The organism is Aeromonas sp. S2(2024), assembly GCF_041402505.1.
Lineage (GTDB): Bacteria > Pseudomonadota > Gammaproteobacteria > Enterobacterales > Aeromonadaceae > Aeromonas > Aeromonas media.
Genome location: NZ_JBGLRL010000007.1, coordinates 22,864 through 39,374, shown reverse-complemented (window position 1 = coordinate 39,374; position 16,511 = coordinate 22,864). Strand labels below are relative to the sequence as shown.

17 protein-coding genes are annotated in these 16,511 nt (G+C 60.4%); 14 read left to right on the top strand and 3 right to left on the bottom strand.

Going from position 1 to position 16,511, the window contains the following annotated elements; all coding sequences use genetic code 11:
* Positions 1 to 4 precede the first annotated feature (4 nt).
* The 5 genes from ACB039_RS09220 (at position 5) to luxS (ending at position 5,343) form a co-directional block, all read left to right on the top strand.
* Positions 5 to 2,104, top strand: a complete 2,100-nt coding sequence (locus ACB039_RS09220; RefSeq protein WP_042648819.1) for a prepilin-type N-terminal cleavage/methylation domain-containing protein — start codon at positions 5 to 7, stop codon at positions 2,102 to 2,104.
* Positions 2,105 to 2,190: 86 nt separating this feature from the next.
* Positions 2,191 to 3,813: an NAD+ synthase gene (locus ACB039_RS09215; protein WP_270823653.1), complete on the top strand. Its 1,623-nt coding sequence runs from the start codon at positions 2,191 to 2,193 to the stop codon at positions 3,811 to 3,813.
* A 9-nt stretch (positions 3,814 to 3,822) separates the two neighbouring features.
* Positions 3,823 to 4,161: a nitrogen regulatory protein P-II gene (glnB, locus tag ACB039_RS09210; RefSeq protein WP_005308848.1), complete on the top strand. Its 339-nt coding sequence runs from the start codon at positions 3,823 to 3,825 to the stop codon at positions 4,159 to 4,161.
* A 61-nt stretch (positions 4,162 to 4,222) separates the two neighbouring features.
* Positions 4,223 to 4,816, top strand: a complete 594-nt coding sequence (locus ACB039_RS09205) for a transglycosylase SLT domain-containing protein (RefSeq protein WP_139751230.1) — start codon at positions 4,223 to 4,225, stop codon at positions 4,814 to 4,816.
* A gap of 17 nt (positions 4,817 to 4,833) precedes the next feature.
* On the top strand, positions 4,834 to 5,343 hold the full coding sequence (gene luxS / locus ACB039_RS09200) for an S-ribosylhomocysteine lyase (RefSeq protein WP_017782209.1): 510 nt from the start codon (positions 4,834 to 4,836) through the stop codon (positions 5,341 to 5,343).
* 58 nt (positions 5,344 to 5,401) lie between these two features.
* Here the strand turns inward: luxS and ACB039_RS09195 are convergent, their stop codons facing one another.
* Complete coding sequence (locus ACB039_RS09195; RefSeq protein ID WP_042648816.1) at positions 5,402 to 6,424, bottom strand: GGDEF domain-containing protein; 1,023 nt, start codon at positions 6,422 to 6,424, stop codon at positions 5,402 to 5,404.
* 133 nt (positions 6,425 to 6,557) lie between these two features.
* On the opposite strand from ACB039_RS09195, the gene rnr reads away from it, so the two are divergent.
* The 5 genes from rnr to ACB039_RS09170 all read left to right on the top strand — a co-directional run bounded on the left by rnr (position 6,558) and on the right by ACB039_RS09170 (position 11,727).
* On the top strand, positions 6,558 to 8,951 hold the full coding sequence (gene rnr / locus ACB039_RS09190; RefSeq protein ID WP_042648815.1) for a ribonuclease R: 2,394 nt from the start codon (positions 6,558 to 6,560) through the stop codon (positions 8,949 to 8,951).
* Positions 8,948 to 9,697 (top strand): 23S rRNA (guanosine(2251)-2'-O)-methyltransferase RlmB, encoded by a 750-nt coding sequence (gene rlmB, locus ACB039_RS09185; protein ID WP_005331757.1) that lies wholly within the window; start codon positions 8,948 to 8,950, stop codon positions 9,695 to 9,697. Before rnr ends, rlmB begins: the two co-directional genes overlap by 4 nt.
* Positions 9,698 to 9,707: 10 nt before the next feature.
* Positions 9,708 to 10,274: a Crp/Fnr family transcriptional regulator gene (locus ACB039_RS09180; protein ID WP_041207080.1), complete on the top strand. Its 567-nt coding sequence runs from the start codon at positions 9,708 to 9,710 to the stop codon at positions 10,272 to 10,274.
* A 56-nt stretch (positions 10,275 to 10,330) separates the two neighbouring features.
* Positions 10,331 to 10,786 (top strand): GNAT family N-acetyltransferase, encoded by a 456-nt coding sequence (locus ACB039_RS09175; protein WP_005331762.1) that lies wholly within the window; start codon positions 10,331 to 10,333, stop codon positions 10,784 to 10,786.
* Positions 10,787 to 10,890: 104 nt separating this feature from the next.
* On the top strand, positions 10,891 to 11,727 hold the full coding sequence (locus tag ACB039_RS09170) for an EamA family transporter (RefSeq protein ID WP_371165538.1): 837 nt from the start codon (positions 10,891 to 10,893) through the stop codon (positions 11,725 to 11,727).
* Positions 11,728 to 11,754: 27 nt separating this feature from the next.
* Here the strand turns inward: ACB039_RS09170 and ACB039_RS09165 are convergent, their stop codons facing one another.
* Both ACB039_RS09165 and ACB039_RS09160 read right to left on the bottom strand, forming a co-directional pair.
* The gene (locus ACB039_RS09165) at positions 11,755 to 12,603 is read right to left on the bottom strand and encodes a hypothetical protein (RefSeq protein WP_042648814.1); all 849 of its coding nucleotides are present in this window, start codon (positions 12,601 to 12,603) and stop codon (positions 11,755 to 11,757) included.
* A 113-nt stretch (positions 12,604 to 12,716) separates the two neighbouring features.
* A complete protein-coding gene (locus ACB039_RS09160) occupies positions 12,717 to 13,940 on the bottom strand; it encodes an Nramp family divalent metal transporter (RefSeq protein ID WP_042648813.1) in 1,224 nt (407 codons plus the stop codon).
* A 236-nt stretch (positions 13,941 to 14,176) separates the two neighbouring features.
* On the opposite strand from ACB039_RS09160, the gene rpsF reads away from it, so the two are divergent.
* The 4 genes from rpsF to ACB039_RS09140 all read left to right on the top strand — a co-directional run bounded on the left by rpsF (position 14,177) and on the right by ACB039_RS09140 (position 16,179).
* On the top strand, positions 14,177 to 14,563 hold the full coding sequence (gene rpsF, locus ACB039_RS09155) for a 30S ribosomal protein S6 (protein ID WP_005331771.1): 387 nt from the start codon (positions 14,177 to 14,179) through the stop codon (positions 14,561 to 14,563).
* Positions 14,564 to 14,595: 32 nt separating this feature from the next.
* Positions 14,596 to 14,826, top strand: a complete 231-nt coding sequence (gene rpsR / locus ACB039_RS09150; RefSeq protein ID WP_005313392.1) for a 30S ribosomal protein S18 — start codon at positions 14,596 to 14,598, stop codon at positions 14,824 to 14,826.
* 49 nt (positions 14,827 to 14,875) lie between these two features.
* Positions 14,876 to 15,322, top strand: a complete 447-nt coding sequence (gene rplI, locus ACB039_RS09145; RefSeq protein WP_005331773.1) for a 50S ribosomal protein L9 — start codon at positions 14,876 to 14,878, stop codon at positions 15,320 to 15,322.
* 113 nt (positions 15,323 to 15,435) lie between these two features.
* Positions 15,436 to 16,179 (top strand): ferredoxin--NADP reductase, encoded by a 744-nt coding sequence (locus tag ACB039_RS09140; RefSeq protein WP_042648812.1) that lies wholly within the window; start codon positions 15,436 to 15,438, stop codon positions 16,177 to 16,179.
* Positions 16,180 to 16,511 lie beyond the last annotated feature (332 nt).

Genomic DNA, 16,511 nt, shown 5'->3' with positions numbered 1-16,511 from the left:
GTAAATGAAACGGCAAAAAGGATTTGGCCTGTTTGAGATACTGGTAACCCTGGTTGTGCTGGGGGTGGGGGTGGTCGGTCTGGTGATGCTTTCGAAGTCGACCCTGACGGCCTCCCAGGATGGGCGGCGTTATGAAATTGCCATGCGACTCGCAGAATCCAAGATCGAGGAATTCCGTAACTTCAACAGTCTGGTGACGGCGACGGCCCCGCTCACTGCCTATACGGCCATTGCGAGTGGTAATACGACCAAGAGCCAGTCTGGCGACAGCTACACGTTGGCCTGGACTGTGGCCAACCAATATTGGAACGGAGCCACTTCTGCATGGCAGAACACGGCTCCTACAGGGTATTTGCTGAACTACCCTGGGCGAAAGCAGATCAATACCACAGTGAGCTGGACCAACAGCGAAGGGGTGACTACCTCGGTCGCGCTTACGGGTTATGTCTCTCCCACTGAATCATTGACCGTGGATCAGTTGAATGGGGGGTTGGATACAGCTCGGACAGGGCCGAAGATCAATTACACCCCGGGGGTTGCGCCGGACGTGATCTCAATCGATCTCGGCAACGGCAGCAGACAGGAAACCAGCAAACCTTCTCCAACAGTGGTGGCCAAAAACAACACTGTCGGCAAGGAGGTGCAGTTTGAAACAGTGACCTACCAGCCTGCAAACCAGGGAAATACCCAACAAATCCAGCAAGATATCAGCTCAGTAAGTTGCGCCTGCACTTATGGTTCCACTTTGAGTGCCTATCTGCCGGGCCAGGCCTACAGTACTGCCACCAGCCAGCTCTATTGGAAGACAGGAGCACAACAGACCAAGCAGACCGGAACAGTCAGCGGCAATAACCAGCCAGCGCTCTGCACAAGCTGCTGCAAAGATCATTTTGATGGCTCGGGAGGAAGTTTTCTCAGCTACTACGCACCGCTCAATACCAGTCGGCAGCGCTATAACAGCACCCTGTCCGTAGCGGCCAGCGGCACCTATGTGGATGCTTGCCGGTTTGTGCGACTGGATGGGTACTATCGCCCCCTCCCTGATTGGAACCTGGTCCAGGTTATTGTCACTACCTCGGATTTCTTGGCCAAGGCGGCGAATCAGGTCAGTTACCAGAATTACATCCAGTATGTGGTCAAGGCTTATATCGACTGGCAGAAACAGACCCTGAACTGGACCTCGACCCCGACGGTGAGCGCGCCTGCGATAAGTGATTTTCCCACATGGCTTCAGACTCCTGCCAACGTTGCGCCTGGTGGGGACGCCGTTACGGGGATCACGATCAATACCGGCACGCGCCAGCTGATTGCCCGTGGAATATATGTCGATGTTCTGAATCCTACCTATCTGACCGGGATAGACACCAGTATCACTGGCTATCTGGCCAAGGTGCCATTTCAGGATATCAACCTGACCATGTTGGCGGAGTGGTCCATGACACCGCTCAGTGGCCAGCTCGGGGGGGCCGTGACCGACTATGCCACAGTCAGCAATGAACCGGTCGATACCATAGTGGATCTCAATAACTATTACTTCGGCAGTTACAGCCGTGGTTACCTGGCTGCCAAGAAATCCACCAAGGACAGTAGCCAGGTGCTGCAGAGTGTGAAGGTAAAAGCCACCGTCTATCAGGGTAATTCGGGGATTACCGCTACGCTGATTTCACCAAGGGATCAGAGCCTGGCTCTCAGTACAGAGTTGGCCGTCAAGATTGACTCCGGAACTGTCACGCAGCCTCTGCTGACGGTCACAGGCAAGGTACAGTGCTTGGAGAAAACCAAGAACAATGATCCGACCCCAATCGCCTGCAAGAAAAATGTTTTCAATAACCTGTCGATGAATACCTCGACCTCCGGGGCCACTTGCCAGATAGACAAGCCGAGCAGCGACAACCAGACGGCAATCTATACTTGCACGGCTGAGCAGAACAGCACTCTGGTGGTGAACTTCTCCTACTCGGGCAACACGACCTTCTTGGTTAAGCCGAGTTCTTTGAGTATCCCCATGACTCCGCCAGCCAGCGGTCAGGTCATCAGCGGTCCCTGCACCTTGCTGGTAGACAATGGCGTCACCAATGCCGCAAACCTGACCTGCTCTCCCTAAGGTTTGCTGAGGGAGCCAAGGCGCTGGCACAGCCAGCGCCTTTTCTTTATCATTCCCCATCATTTTCGAATTCAAGATGCATCGCCATGGCAAAAGCCCTCTCTCTGATGCTTGCCCAGTTAAATCTGACGGTAGGCGCCATCGAAGATAACTGTGACAAGGTGCTGGCTGCCGCCGCAGAGGCCGACCAGCAAGGCGCCGATCTGCTGGTCTGCTCCGAGCTGGCGCTGACCGGCTATCCGCCTGAAGATCTGCTGCTGCGCAGCGATCTGATGGTCCGGGTGGAGGCGGCTCTGGCTCGTGTCGCAGCCTGGCAGGGTCGTTGCGCCATCCTGGTGGGTCACCCCTGGCGTGAGGGAGAAGCGCTCTACAATGCCGCTTCTCTCTATGAGCGGGGCAAGCTGATCGCCCGTTACTTCAAGCAGGATCTTCCCAACTACGGGGTGTTCGACGAGAAGCGCTACTTCACTGCGGCGAGCGATACCTGCGTGGTGCCGTTCCGTGGCCACCAGCTGGGCTTGCTCATCTGCGAAGACCTGTGGCAACCGGGTCCGGCGCTGGCCGCCAAGGCGGCGGGGGCCGAGCTGCTGCTCACCATCAATGCCTCCCCTTACGATCAGGAGAAACCCTGGATCCGTCGCGAGCTGATGGCCGAGCGCTGCGATCAGACCGGCTTGCCGCTGGTTTACCTCAATCAGGTCTGTGGTCAGGACGAACTGATATTCGACGGTTGCTCCAAGGTGTTCAACAGCCAGAGCGAGCTGACCCACAAGCTGGCCCCCTTTACCGAAGAGCTGGCGCTGGTGCGTTTTGTCGACGGTCAGCCGCTGAAAGAGCGGGAACCCGCCGCGCCGCTGGCGCCCCTGGCCGAGACCTATCAGGCGCTGGTGCTGGCGGTGCATGACTACGTCACAAAGAACGGTTTCCAGGGGGCCGTGCTGGGCCTCTCGGGTGGCATAGACTCCGCCCTGACGCTCGCCATCGCGGCCGATGCCATCGGCGCCGACAAGGTGCAGGCGGTGATGATGCCGTTCCGCTACACCGCCCAGATGAGCGTGGAGGATGCCAAGGAGCAGGCCGAGCGGATGGGGGTCGAGTTCAACATCATCTCCATCGAGCCCATGTTCGAGGGCTTTATGGCTCAGCTGGCGCCGCTGTTTGAAGGGACGGCCCGCGACACTACCGAAGAGAACCTGCAGGCCCGCTGCCGTGGTGTGCTCTTGATGGCGCTCTCCAACAAGCGTCGCCGTATCGTATTGACCACCGGCAACAAGAGTGAGATGGCGGTCGGCTATGCCACCCTGTATGGTGACATGGCGGGCGGCTTTGACGTGCTCAAGGACGTGCCCAAAACGCTGGTTTTCAAGCTGTGCGAATACCGCAACTCCGTCGACTATGTGATCCCGCAGCGGGTCATTGATCGTCCCCCTTCGGCAGAGCTGGCACCGGATCAGGTGGATCAGGACAGCCTGCCCCCCTACGACATTCTGGACGCCATCCTCAAGCGCTATGTGGAAGAAGATGCCTCGGTCGCCGACATGGTGGCGGAGGGCTTCGAAGAAGCCGTGGTGCGCAAGGTGATCCGTCTGGTGGATCTCAACGAGTACAAGCGCCGTCAGGCTGCCGTCGGGCCCCGTATCACGACCCGCAACTTTGGTAAGGATCGCCGCTACCCCATTACGTCCGGGTTCGGTAAACAGAACTGGTAAGGAGTCACCATGAAGAAGATTGAAGCCATCATCAAACCGTTCAAGTTGGACGATGTGCGCGAAGCCCTGGCCGAGATCGGCATCAACGGCATGACCGTATCCGAAGTCAAAGGCTTCGGGCGCCAGAAGGGCCATACCGAGCTCTATCGCGGTGCCGAGTACATGGTCGACTTCCTGCCCAAGGTAAAAGTAGAGCTGGTGGTGCAGGACGAGGATCTCGACGCCTGTCTGGAAGCGATCCAGAACACTGCCCGTACCGGCAAAATCGGTGATGGCAAGATCTTCGTCTGCGAGGTGGAGCGTGTGATCCGCATCCGCACCGGTGAAGAGAACGAAGACGCGATTTGATGTGATGGATGTGCCTCGTAACGACCAAGAGAACGAAAATGTAACCCATCCGATGCCAAGGATGCGTCTCATGGTGGCAGCCGGCCTGCTGATGGTGCTGACTGCTTGCAGTAGTCAGCCACCGGCCCAGCCGGAAAACCTGTGCCAGATCTTTCGGGAAAAACCCGAGTGGCACAAGGCGGCACTCAAGATGAACGAAAAGTGGGGGACCCCGGTACATGTGGTTATGGCCATGATGTATCAGGAGTCCTCCTTCGTGCACGATGCCCAGCCGCCGATGCAATATTTTCTCTTCATCCCGACCGGGCGTGCCAGCTCTGCTTATGGCTATGCCCAGGTCAAGGATGAGACTTGGGATGATTACCAGCGGGAGAGCGGCAACGGCTGGAGCGATCGTGACGACTTCGCCGACGCCATCGATTTCATGGGCTGGTACACTCACAAGGCGCAGCGGCTCAATGGCACTTCCAAGTGGGATGCCTACGGTCAATATCTCAATTATCACGAAGGCTGGGGTGGTTACCGGCGCGGCAGCTACCGCAGCAAGGGGTGGCTGATGAAGGTCTCTCGCAAGGTGGAGGCCCGTGCCCAACGCTACGGCGCCCAGTATCGACAATGCAAGGATCGGCTCCCCAGCGGGGGCTGGTTCTCGTAACCAATCAGGAGTCAGAAATGCCGTTATTGGACAGTTTTACCGTCGACCATACTCGCATGGCAGCCCCGGCAGTCCGGGTGGCCAAGACCATGCAGACCCCGAACAAGGACACCATTACCGTGTTCGATCTGCGCTTCTGTGTGCCGAACCAGGAGATCCTCTCCGAGCGCGGCATCCATACCCTTGAGCATCTGTTTGCCGGTTTCATGCGGGATCACTTGAACGGTAACGGGGTCGAGATCATCGACATCTCCCCCATGGGCTGCCGTACCGGCTTCTACATGAGCCTGATCGGCGCGCCGGACGAGGCCCGCGTGGGGGCAGCCTGGCAGGCCGCCATGAGCGACGTGCTGACCGTGCAGGAGCAGGGCAAGATCCCCGAGCTGAACGAATACCAGTGTGGTACCTACAGCATGCACTCCCTGGAAGAGGCCCATGCCATCGCCCGCCACGTGCTGGAGCGCGGCATCGGCGTCAACCACAACGACGAGCTGGCGCTACCGGAAGAGAAGCTGAAAAGCCTCTGAGCAGAATGCGGAAAAATGAAAAGGCCGGTCTGTGACCGGCCTTTTCATATCTGGCGGTTCAGGAGGGGAGTGGCATCACCCGGTTGCGACCCAGCTCCTTGGCCTTGTAGAGCAGCTTGTCGGTGCGCTCTATCAGGGCGTCCGCCGTCTCCTGCCCATTATATTCCCCCACACCGAAGGAGGCGGTGATGTGATCGATGCGCCGGCCTGATTTGCGATCCAGCAGCGACATCCGCTCGATGACCCGGCGCAGGCTCTCCGCCATCTGGCGAGTCAGTGCCAACACTCGGCCCGGCACCAGCAGGGCAAACTCTTCCCCTCCGAGCCGATAGGCCGTGATGCCCTCCTTGCTCACTTCCCGCAGCCGCTTGCCGACGATGCGCAGCACCTGATCTCCCAGCAGATGGCCATATTCGTCGTTGAAGTTCTTGAAACGATCGATATCGGTCATGATCAGCGAGAAGGGCTGCTTGCTGCGGATCAGGCTGTCCATCTCCAGATCGAAGGCGCGACGGTTGAGCAGCGAGGTGAGTGCGTCCTCGGTGGCCATCTTGCGCGTCTCGTTTAGTGCTGCCTTGAGCTCCTTGATCTCCTTCTCGGCGCTGCTGAGCTGGTTGCGAAAGTGCAGGGTGGACATGCGCACGTCCCGCGACTCGCGTACCAGTTCCCGCAAGATGGCCATGGTGTCGTCCAGGCTCAGTCCCTCATCATCGATGAGGTTCAACTTGTCGAAGCTTTTGTCGAGCATGGCCTGGAACTGGCCGGTATCGACCAGCGCATCCTGCATGGAGTGGCCGAGCTCATTGGCCATGGCGACCAGATTGAGCTTCATCGCCTCCATCTGTTGCTCGTCCTGGCTGGCCAGATGCTGGTGATAGAGACGCTCACAGGTGGTGAGGGAGAAGGTACCCTGCAGTTTTATCGCGTGATCGACGGCGTTATTCAGCTCGGGCATGGCGCCAGAGACATAGTTGTACCAAAGATGGTAATTGTTCGGGGTGGTGGGGATTTGATACTTGATCATCAGGGGGACCGCCTGTTTCAAATAGGCGGCCGATTGGGCGAACGAGTCCTTGCTCATGAGTTCCGAGTCTCACATACCTGCAAACTGTCGCCAGTATGACAGAGAGATTGGCCAAAAGGCAGTCGATGGATGCCATTAGCTCCCCCCTTCGATATAATGTCTGGGTTACTACCTACCCTAAGGCCTGCTTATGTCTCAAAAAGATCCTTTCCTCCAACGCGAGGCCGAAAAATACGAAAACCCCATCGCCAGTCGCGAGCTGATCCTCGAACTCATCAAGGGTCACGAAAAGCCGATGTCCCGCGAAGAGCTGGCCAAGGCACTCAAGCTGACTGACGAAGAGCCGTTGGAAGCCTTGCGCCGTCGTCTGCGCGCCATGGAGCGCGATGGGCAGTTGGTATTCACTCGCAACCAATGTTACGCCCTGCCGGATCGTCTGAATCTGGTCAAAGGGTATGTACTCGGCCATAAAGATGGTTTCGGTTTTCTGCGCCCGGAAGGTGGTGGACCGGATCTGTATCTGAACAACCGCGAGATGCAGCGCCTGATGCACGGTGACTATGCCCTGGTGCAGCCGACCGAGATCGACCGCAAGGGTCGTCAGGAAGCACGTCTGGTTCGCCTGCTCAAGCCCCGTGAGGCAGACATCGTCGGCCGTTACTTCGTCGAGAACGGCGTCGGTTTCGTGGTGCCGGATGACAGCCGCATCGGTCAGGACATCATCATCCCTGAAGGCGAAAACAAGGGTGCTCGCCAGAGCCAGGTCGTGGTGGTGCGCATCAACCAGCGCGCCAACTCCCGCATCAACGCGGTCGGTACCGTACTGGACGTGCTGGGCGAGAACATGGCCCCTGGCATGGAGATCGAGATCGCCCTGCGTACCCACGGTATCCCGCATACCTGGCCGGAGGAGGTGACCAAGGAGGTCGCCGGTCTGGGCGAACAGGTACCGGAGAAAGCCAAAGAGGGCCGCATCGATCTGCGTGCCCTGCCGCTGGTCACCATTGATGGGGAAGATGCCCGCGACTTCGATGACGCCGTCTTCTGTGAAGCCAAGCGTGGCGGCGGCTGGCGTCTGTGGGTTGCCATTGCGGATGTCTCCGCCTACGTGAAGCCCGGCACTGCGCTGGATGCTGAAGCCTATCAGCGCGGCAACTCGGTCTATTTCCCCGAGTTCGTGGTGCCCATGCTGCCGGAGGTGCTCTCCAACGGGCTGTGCTCCCTGAATCCGCAGGTTGACCGCCTCTGCATGGTGTGCGAGATGACCATCTCCGCCGCTGGCCGCATGTCCGGCTACAAGTTCTACGAAGCGGTGATGAACTCCCATGCCCGCATGACCTACAGCAAGGTCGCGGCCATTCTGGATGGTGATCCCAAGCTGCGTCAGCAATATGACCCGCTGGTGGGCCACATCGAAGAGCTCAACAACCTCTACAAGGCGCTCAAGCACGCCCGTCACCAGCGTGGTGCGGTGGAGTTCGAGAGCGAGGAGACCCGTTTCATCTTCAACGCCCAGCGCAAGATCGACCAGATCGTGCCGCTGGTGCGCAACGATGCCCACAAGATCATCGAAGAGTGCATGATCCAGGCGAACGTGGCCGCGGCCCGTTACATCGAGAAGAACGAAGCCTCTGCCCTGTTCCGGGTGCACGACCGTCCGGGCGAAGAGCGCCTGACCGGTTTCCGTGACTTCCTGGCAGAACTGGGTCTGGAGCTCAAGGGCGGCCTCGAGCCCGAGCCGAAGGACTTTGCCGAGCTGGCCGCCAAGTTTGAAGGGCGCCCGGATGCCGAGCTGCTCTCCACCATGCTGCTGCGTTCCATGCGTCAGGCGGTCTATCAGGCTGACAACATCGGTCACTTCGGTCTGGCGTTGAAGTCCTACGCCCACTTCACCTCGCCGATCCGTCGCTATCCCGACCTCATTCTGCACCGTGCCATCAAGTACCAGACTGCAAAAGAGCAGCAGGGCAACCTGCGTCACAAGTGGACCCCGAGCGGTGGTTACCACTACCAGCTGGAAGAAGTGGACCCGATGGGCGAGCACTGCTCCATGACCGAGCGCCGTGCCGACGATGCGACCCGCGACGTGGCCGACTGGCTCAAGTGCGAGTACATGCTGGATCACGTGGGTGACGAGTTCGATGGCGTGATCGCCAGCGTTACCGGCTTTGGCTTCTTCGTGCGCCTGGCGGATATCCACATCGACGGTCTGGTACACGTCAGTACCCTCACCAACGACTACTACCAGTTTGATCCCCTGCACATGCAGCTGATCGGCGAGAACTTCCGTCGTCGCTACCGTCTGGGTGACAAGGTGCGGGTCAAGGTGATGGGCGTGAACCTGGACGATCGCAAGATCGACTTCGTGATGGTGGAAGAGCCGCTCCAGGCCACCGGCAAGAACGCCAAGGAGATGGCGCGCAAGCAGGCCGAGATCAAGAAAGAGAAGGCCAAGAGCGCCCAGCGCCACGAGAAACGCAAAGAGGGCAAGGATCACGGCAAATCCGACAAAGGTGGCCGCGCCAAGCCCAGCAACAGACGACCGAGCAAAAACGCTCGCGACAAGGCCAAGAGCACTAAATGAGTACAGAACTGATCTACGGCATTCACGCTGTATCCGCGCTGCTTGAGCGCACCCCGGAGCGTTTCATCGAGGTATGGGCCCTCAAGGGCCGCGATGACGACCGGCTGCAACCCTTGCTGACCGAGCTGGAATCCCTCGGCATCAAGGTGCAGAGCGTGAACCGCAAGACGCTTGATGATAAAGCCGAGGGCAACAATCACCAGGGCATCATGGCCAAGGTGATAGAGGCGCCCAAGCTGGCCGAGCACGACCTGGCCAGCCTGCTGGACGGCCTGGCGGTGCAAGAGACCGCCCCCCTCCTGCTGGTGCTGGACGGCGTGACCGATCCGCACAACCTCGGCGCCTGCCTGCGCAGCGCCGATGCGGCCGGGGTCCATGCGGTGATAGTGCCGCGGGACAAGGCCACCGGCTTGACCTCCATCGTGCGCAAGGTCGCCTGTGGCGCCGCCGAAGTGGTGCCGCTCATTCAGGTCACCAACCTGGCGCGCACCCTGCGCGAGCTGCAGGAGCGCGGTGTCTGGATAGTCGGCACCGCCGGCGAGGCGGACCACGACCTCTATCAGGCCAAGCTGACCGGCCCCATGGCGCTGGTGATGGGCGCCGAGGGCAAGGGGATGCGTCGCCTGACCCGCGAACATTGCGACGAACTGGTGAGCATACCGATGGCGGGGGCGGTATCGAGCCTCAACGTCTCGGTGGCGAGCGGCGTCTGCCTGTTCGAAGCCGTGCGTCAGCGCCGCAGCTGACGCCGTGATGATGGACAGACCTCCCTTTTTCCGGGACAGGGTCACAGATGAGCAGGAGGCCAGGCGCCTCCTCTCTTTTGCCCGGCCGCTGACGCTCGCCCCCAGATCTTGCCTCTGGCACGCCGGCGACAGTCCGGATCTGCTGATCAGGGTGGAGCAGGGGTTGCTGCGGGCCAGGGTGGTGCTGGCGGATGGGCGGGAGTACATCAAGGAGTTCTACTGGGAGGGGGACGAGTTTCTCGACTTCCATCACCTGCTCAGTGGCGAACCCGCCCGCTACAGCGTGGAGGCGCTGGAACCCTGCCGCTTGCAGCTGTTCCAGCTGGCCGACCTGCGTCCGCTCTCCTGCTGGTCCGCCTGGTATCAGCACCTGCTGGAAGTGCAGCTGCGCATCAAGGAAGAAAAAGAGCTGCTGCTGTTGACCGAGAGCCCCCAGGCCCGCTATCAGCACTTCCTGGACTGCTTCCCCGCACTGGATGCCAGGGTGCCGGATCACCAGATCGCCGCCTATCTCGGCATCAGTCCCATCAGTCTTAGTCGCATTCGCAAACGGCTTAAGAGTCTTAACAAAGGTTAATGCCGCCCTGGCTGCGCTCACCTATGCTGGCAGGCCGAATTGATAAGGAGTCGCCGATGAACTGGATCCTGAAACCCTGGTCTGCACTGACCACGGACGAGTTGTACGAGTTGCTGGCACTGCGGGCCGAGGTGTTCGTGGTGGAGCAGAGTTGCCCCTTCCAGGATCTGGATGGGGTGGATCGCCGGGACGGTGTGCTGCACCTGCTCGGTTATGAAGGCGATCATCTGGCCGCCTATGCCCGCATCATGGCCCCCGGCATCGGTGACGACAATGGCGCCGCCATAGGCCGGGTGGTCACCTCCCCCCAGTCGAGAGGGGGCGGTCTGGGCCACAGCTTGCTCGATGAGGCGGTGACCGCCTGCACGGCCCGCTGGCCGGCGCACAGCATCTGGCTCGGCGCCCAGGCTCACCTGCAGGGCTTCTATGGCCAGCACGGCTTCGCACCGGAAGGGGAGGGCTATCTGGAGGACGATATTCCTCACGTTGGCATGCGCAAGCTGCCGGGCTGACTCTCTGTGCTGTGAAAGGGATAGGGGGCAGACATGAGCGGGCTCCCACCTTGTTGCGACACAAACGGGTATGATCCCACTCCCTTGTTGATTGGAACCCCGTCGTGACCCTCTCCATCTTCGCGGCCATCTTGCTGGCCGCCTTGCTGCACGCCCTGTGGAATGCGCTGGCCAAGCGCCAGGCCGAGGGGCGTGTCAGCGTGTTGCTGGTCTCCCTCTGCTCCGGCCTCTTCTCCCTGCCTTTCCTGCCGCTGGTGGGGTGGCCGGCCCCGGTCGAACATCCCTGGTTGGCACTCTCCATCCTGTTGCACTGCGGATATAGCCTCTTTCTCGGCCGGGCCTACCGTTTGGGGGAGTTTGGCCAGATCTATCCACTGGCCCGTGGCAGCGCGCCCCTGGTGACCTTGCTGCTCGGCGCCCTGCTGCTGGGGGAGGTGCCCGGTGTCGTGGCTGTGGCGGGGGCCATGGTGCTGGTGGGCGGGGTCTTGCTGATGGCCTGGCGCGGCGGCATCCGGCTGGCGCCTGCGGCCCTGTGCGCCGTGCTGATCACGGCGCTGTTTACCGCCGCCTATACCCTGTCTGACGGGGTCGGGGCCCGCTCGGCGGGGGAGCCGATACGCTATACCCTCTGGCTCTTTACCCTGACGGCCCTGGTGATGCCGCTGCTGATGAGATGGCAGAGCCGCACCGCCTTGCGCAGCCTGACCCGGGCCGAGTGGTATTCGGGCGCCCTGGGCGGCGCCCTCTCGCTGCTTGCCTACGGCATCGTCATCTGGGCCATGACCCTGGCTCCCATCGGGCTGGTGGCGGCGCTGCGCGAGAGCAGCGTGCTGTTTGCCGTGCTGCTCTCCTGGCTCTGGCTGGGGGAGCGGCTGGGGCGAGTCAGGCTGATGGCGGCCCTGGTGATCCTCTGCGGCATATTGTTGATCCGGCTTGGCTGATGGGGAGAAGCCGGATCTGTCGTCGACTCAGGGGGTGACTTCGGAGAGCAGGCTGAACCCCTCCTCTGCGGGGGCGAGCTGTACTTTGACCTGACCCAGCTCCGCCAGAGTGCCGGCATGGGTGCCGCCGCAGGGGATGGTCAGCTCTTTTCCCTCAAGCGTGCAGTGCCAGTAGCGGGAGTCGATGATGGCCTCGTCTGCTCGCGAGCGACTGATCTCGCCACCCGCAGCCAGCCAGCTAGCGAGTTGCCGGTTGACCTTTTCTTCTATCAGCGCCAGATCCGCCAGCAGTGCCTCACTGTTGACTCCCTTCTTGCGCAGGCTTTTGCCGATGCGGTATTGCTCCCGGGAGCTCAGAGGTTCGACCCGCGAGGTCTGGATGGCGAGGCGGTCGAAATCGGGCTGATCCAGTGCATCGCGCTCGCTCACCTCCTTGCGCCAGTAGGGGATGAGAGCCCGGTTGAGGGCCAGCGCCACCAGATGGCAGCCGCTGTGACCCAGACTCAGGGAGTGGCGGGCCTCGGCATCCACCCTCAGTTCCACCTGCGTGCCGATGGCAAGCTGATGGGAGCCGGCGAGGGGATGCACCACCACGAAGGCCCAGCCCTCGGCGCCCCGCTTGACCGGAATATCCTGATCCACGAACAGCCTGCCTTCCGGGCTGATGGCTCCCATCCTGCAGGGGCCCACGGCCGCCTCGCCCCCATCCCAGCGCACAGTGCCCACATCCCCCGGTTGATCGGGCCAGAGGTGGCTCTGGGGATGGAAGGGGGTGAGGTTGGTGACCAGCAGGCTGGGTTGCCCCTGCTCGCAATAGACGACGCTGGCCTGTTCCTGATGATGGCCCAGCACGAAGCTGACTCGGGTGTGTTCCATGGCAAGGCTTCCGCAACGAGAAATAGAGAAGAGAAAGCGGCAGCATACGCCAAAGCGGGGGCCGGCTCATTAACCTCTGTTAACGAGCCGGCTCGAAGATGGCGGAGTGAACACTAGATCATGGTGACCAGCAGATAGGCGTTGAGGCCGATCACCAGCGCGACTATGACGCGACCGATTGCCTGGGTCAGTGGATGGTTGCGATGCTCCCCCATCAGGGTGCGATCGCCGGTCAGGATCAGCAGCGGAATGAGCGCGAGGGCGATGCCAAAGCTCAGGATGACCTGGCTCAGCACCAGGATCTCAGTGGTGTTGAGTCCCATGGCGATCACCACGAAGGCGGGGGCCATGGTGATGGCCCGGCGCAGCCAGAGCGGTATGGTGAAGCGCACGAAGCCCTGCATCACCACCTGGCCTGCCAGAGTCCCGACTACGGTGGAGGAGATGCCAGACGCGACCAGAGAGAGCCCGAACAGGGTGGCGGCAGCCTGACCCAGCAAGGGAGTGAGTGTCTGGTAGGCCGTTTCCAGTTCCGCCACCTGCTGGTGGCCCGCGTCGTGGAAGGCCGCAGCGGCCATGGCCATCATGGCCAGGTTGACGAAGCCGGCTATGGTCATGGCAATGGCCACATCGACCCGGGTGCTGTGCAGCCGCTGGGGCACGCTGCCCTGATCCTGGGTGTGCTGGGTCAGCGCCGAGTGGAGATAGATGACGTGGGGCATGACTGTCGCACCGAGCACGCCAGCGGCGAGATAGACGGCATCGCCGTTGGGCAGGCCGGGGAAGAGGGCGCCTTCCAGCAGGCTGGGCAGATGGGGGCGGGAGAAGACCAGCTCGACTATGTAGGCGGCGGCCACGAACAGCAGCAGACCTCCCACCACGAACTCCAGCGGCTTCTGGCCGCGGGATTGCAGCATGAGAATGCCCCAGGTGACCACGGCAGTGATGCAGGCCCCTTCCAGCAGCGTCACCCCGAACAGCAGCTTGAAGCCCACAGCTGCGCCGATGAACTCGGCGAGATCCGTGGCCATGGCGATGATCTCCGCCTGCACCCAGTAGGCCCAGACTGCCGGTTTGGGTAATTTGTCCCGGATGTGCTCCGCCAGATTCTTGCCGGTGACGATGCCGAGCTTGGCGGAGAGGGTCTGCACCACCATGGCCATCAGGTTGGCCCAGACCACCACCCACAGCAGTTGATAACCAAAGGTGGAACCGGCCTGGATGTTGGTAGCGAAGTTGCCCGGATCTATGTAGCCGATGGCGGCGATGAAGGCGGGGCCAAGCAGGGTCAGCTTGAATTTGCGGGCCGGGATGGCCGTGGTCAATGCGGGTTGCATGGTGTCACCCTCCATAAGAGCATGGAGATAGAATAGATCTAAATGATAATTACTATCAATTGAAGTTTTGCATCAGGGTCATCGACAAAAACATCTGTCGACGCCAGTTGCAGTGGGAGAGGCTATTTCGTACAATACGCCGCCCTAGAAAGCAGCGTCTAAACACCACTATGTTCCTTGCCTCCGAGGTCTGGCTGCACCTGGGCGGAGGCTGAATTAATCCGTAAGGAGCTAAAATGCGTCATTACGAAATCGTCTTCATGGTTCATCCGGACCAGAGCGAGCAAGTACCTGGCATGATCGAGCGTTACACCGGCGCTATCACCACCGCTGGTGGCACCATTCATCGCCTGGAAGATTGGGGCCGTCGTCAGCTGGCTTACCCGATCGACAAGCTGCACAAGGCTCACTATGTTCTGATGAACGTAGAAGCTGAGCAGGCCGTTATCGACGAACTGGAAACCAACTTCCGCTTCAACGATGCCGTTATCCGCAACATGATCATGCGCACCAAGCACGCCGTGACTGAAGTTTCTCCGATGGCCAAGGCCAAGGAAGAGCGCTTCACCCGTCGTGACGACGAGCGCCGCGAAGATGCTGTTGAAGCGTCTTCCGAAGAGTAATTCTTAGATCACCGCATTAGAGGATAAAGGCCATGGCACGTTATTTCCGTCGTCGTAAGTTCTGCCGCTTCACCGCCGAGAACGTTACCGAGATCGACTACAAAGATATCGTTACTCTGAAAAACTACGTCACTGAATCTGGCAAGATCGTACCGAGCCGTATCACCGGTACCCGCGCCAAGTATCAGCGTCAGCTGGCACGCGCCATCAAGCGTGCTCGTTACCTGGCTCTGCTGCCGTACACCGATCTGCACAACAAGTAAGAATCGGTCCGGCACTTAAGCCTAACTCAACTTTTATAGAGGAAAGGTAATGCAAGTTATCCTGCTCGACAAAATCGCCAAACTGGGCGGTCTGGGTGATCAAGTCGCTGTTAAAGCTGGCTACGCCCGTAACTATCTGATCCCGCAAGGCAAGGCCGTTATGGCTACCAAGGCCAACATCGAGACCTTCGATGCTCGCCGTGCTGAACTGGAAGCCAAACTGGCTGCCGGTAAAGCTGCCGCTGAAGAGCGCGCTGCCAAGCTGGGTGAACTGGCTGCCGTTGTCATCGCCTCCAAGTCTGGCGACGAAGGCAAGCTGTTCGGTTCCATCGGTACCCGTGACGTGGCTGAAGCCATCACTGCTGCCGGCGTCGCCGTTGCCAAGAGCGAAGTCCGTATGGGCAACGTTCTGCGTAACACCGGCGAGTACGAAGTTGTTGTTCAGCTGCACGCTGACGTCAAGGCAACCGTACAGATCCAGGTTGTTGCTCTGTAATAGCGATTCGCTTTGCAGAAAAAACCCGCGCACATGCGCGGGTTTTTTTCTTTTTGAATCAAGAGGGGATCAAGGGGTAGAGTGAGGTTCTGTTTCTTTGGAGGAGAACCTGTATGGCAGCCTGGGTCGAAGGTCGGGTACTCGAGCGCATCGAGTGGACGCCCACCCTGTTTTCCTTGCGCATAGCGGCGGATCTCGCCCCCTACAAGGCGGGGCAATTTACCAAGCTTGCCCTGCAACGGGGCGATCAGCGGATCCAGCGCGCCTATTCCTTCGTTAATCCCCCCTCCGCCCCCTACCACGAATTCTATCTGGTCGAGATCCCGGACGGCGAACTGACCCCCTCCCTCGGTGCCTTGCAACCGGGGGATTCCTTGCTGGTTCAGTCTCAGGCCACGGGCTTCCTGACCCTGGACGAGCTCCCGCCGGGACGGGATCTCTGGCTGCTCTCCACCGGCACGGCCATAGGCCCCTTCCTCGCCATGCTGGCTGAGAGGGAGGTCTTCGAGCGTTTCGAGAATCTGGTGCTGGTGCACGGGGTGCGCAAGGGGGAGGAGCTCACCTATCAGGGCCTGATTACCAGCCTGGTCGAGCAGTATGGGCCCCGTTTTCACTACGTGCCTTTCGTCAGCCGCGAACCCTGGCCCGACGCGTTGCCCGGTCGGATCCCGGCGGCCATTGCCAGCGGCGAGCTGCAGGCCAGGGTCGGGCTCGCATTCTCGGCTGAGCACAGCCAGGTGATGATCTGCGGCAATCCCGCCATGGTGAAGGAGACGCAGCAAACCCTGCTGGAGCTTGGTCTTGCCAAGAACCTGCGCCGGGCCCCCGGCAACATCAGCATGGAAAATTACTGGTAGACGCCAGCAGGGGCGGTCAGCGACCTATCTTGTCACCATCGTGCTTGCAAGAGCCCTCAGTGCGGGGAATATCGCCAAGTGGCTGCCTTCTCGCTCCCTGTTCTTCCTGATGGGAGCCAGCATCTTGGGTGGGGCTGCGCCGGGTAAGAGGGGCTTCAAATGCTGCGCCGCTGTTCAGTAACCGGGCGAGCAGGTGGGAAATGGGGTTGCGCATGATGGCCTCGATGACGGCTGGAGGAGAGGCAGTCTATCGCCGCCAGCCTTAACCGGGGCGGAACAACACCTTGGCACCATGGTGATTGATCTGGTGAGGAATGGGTGGTGAACGTTCG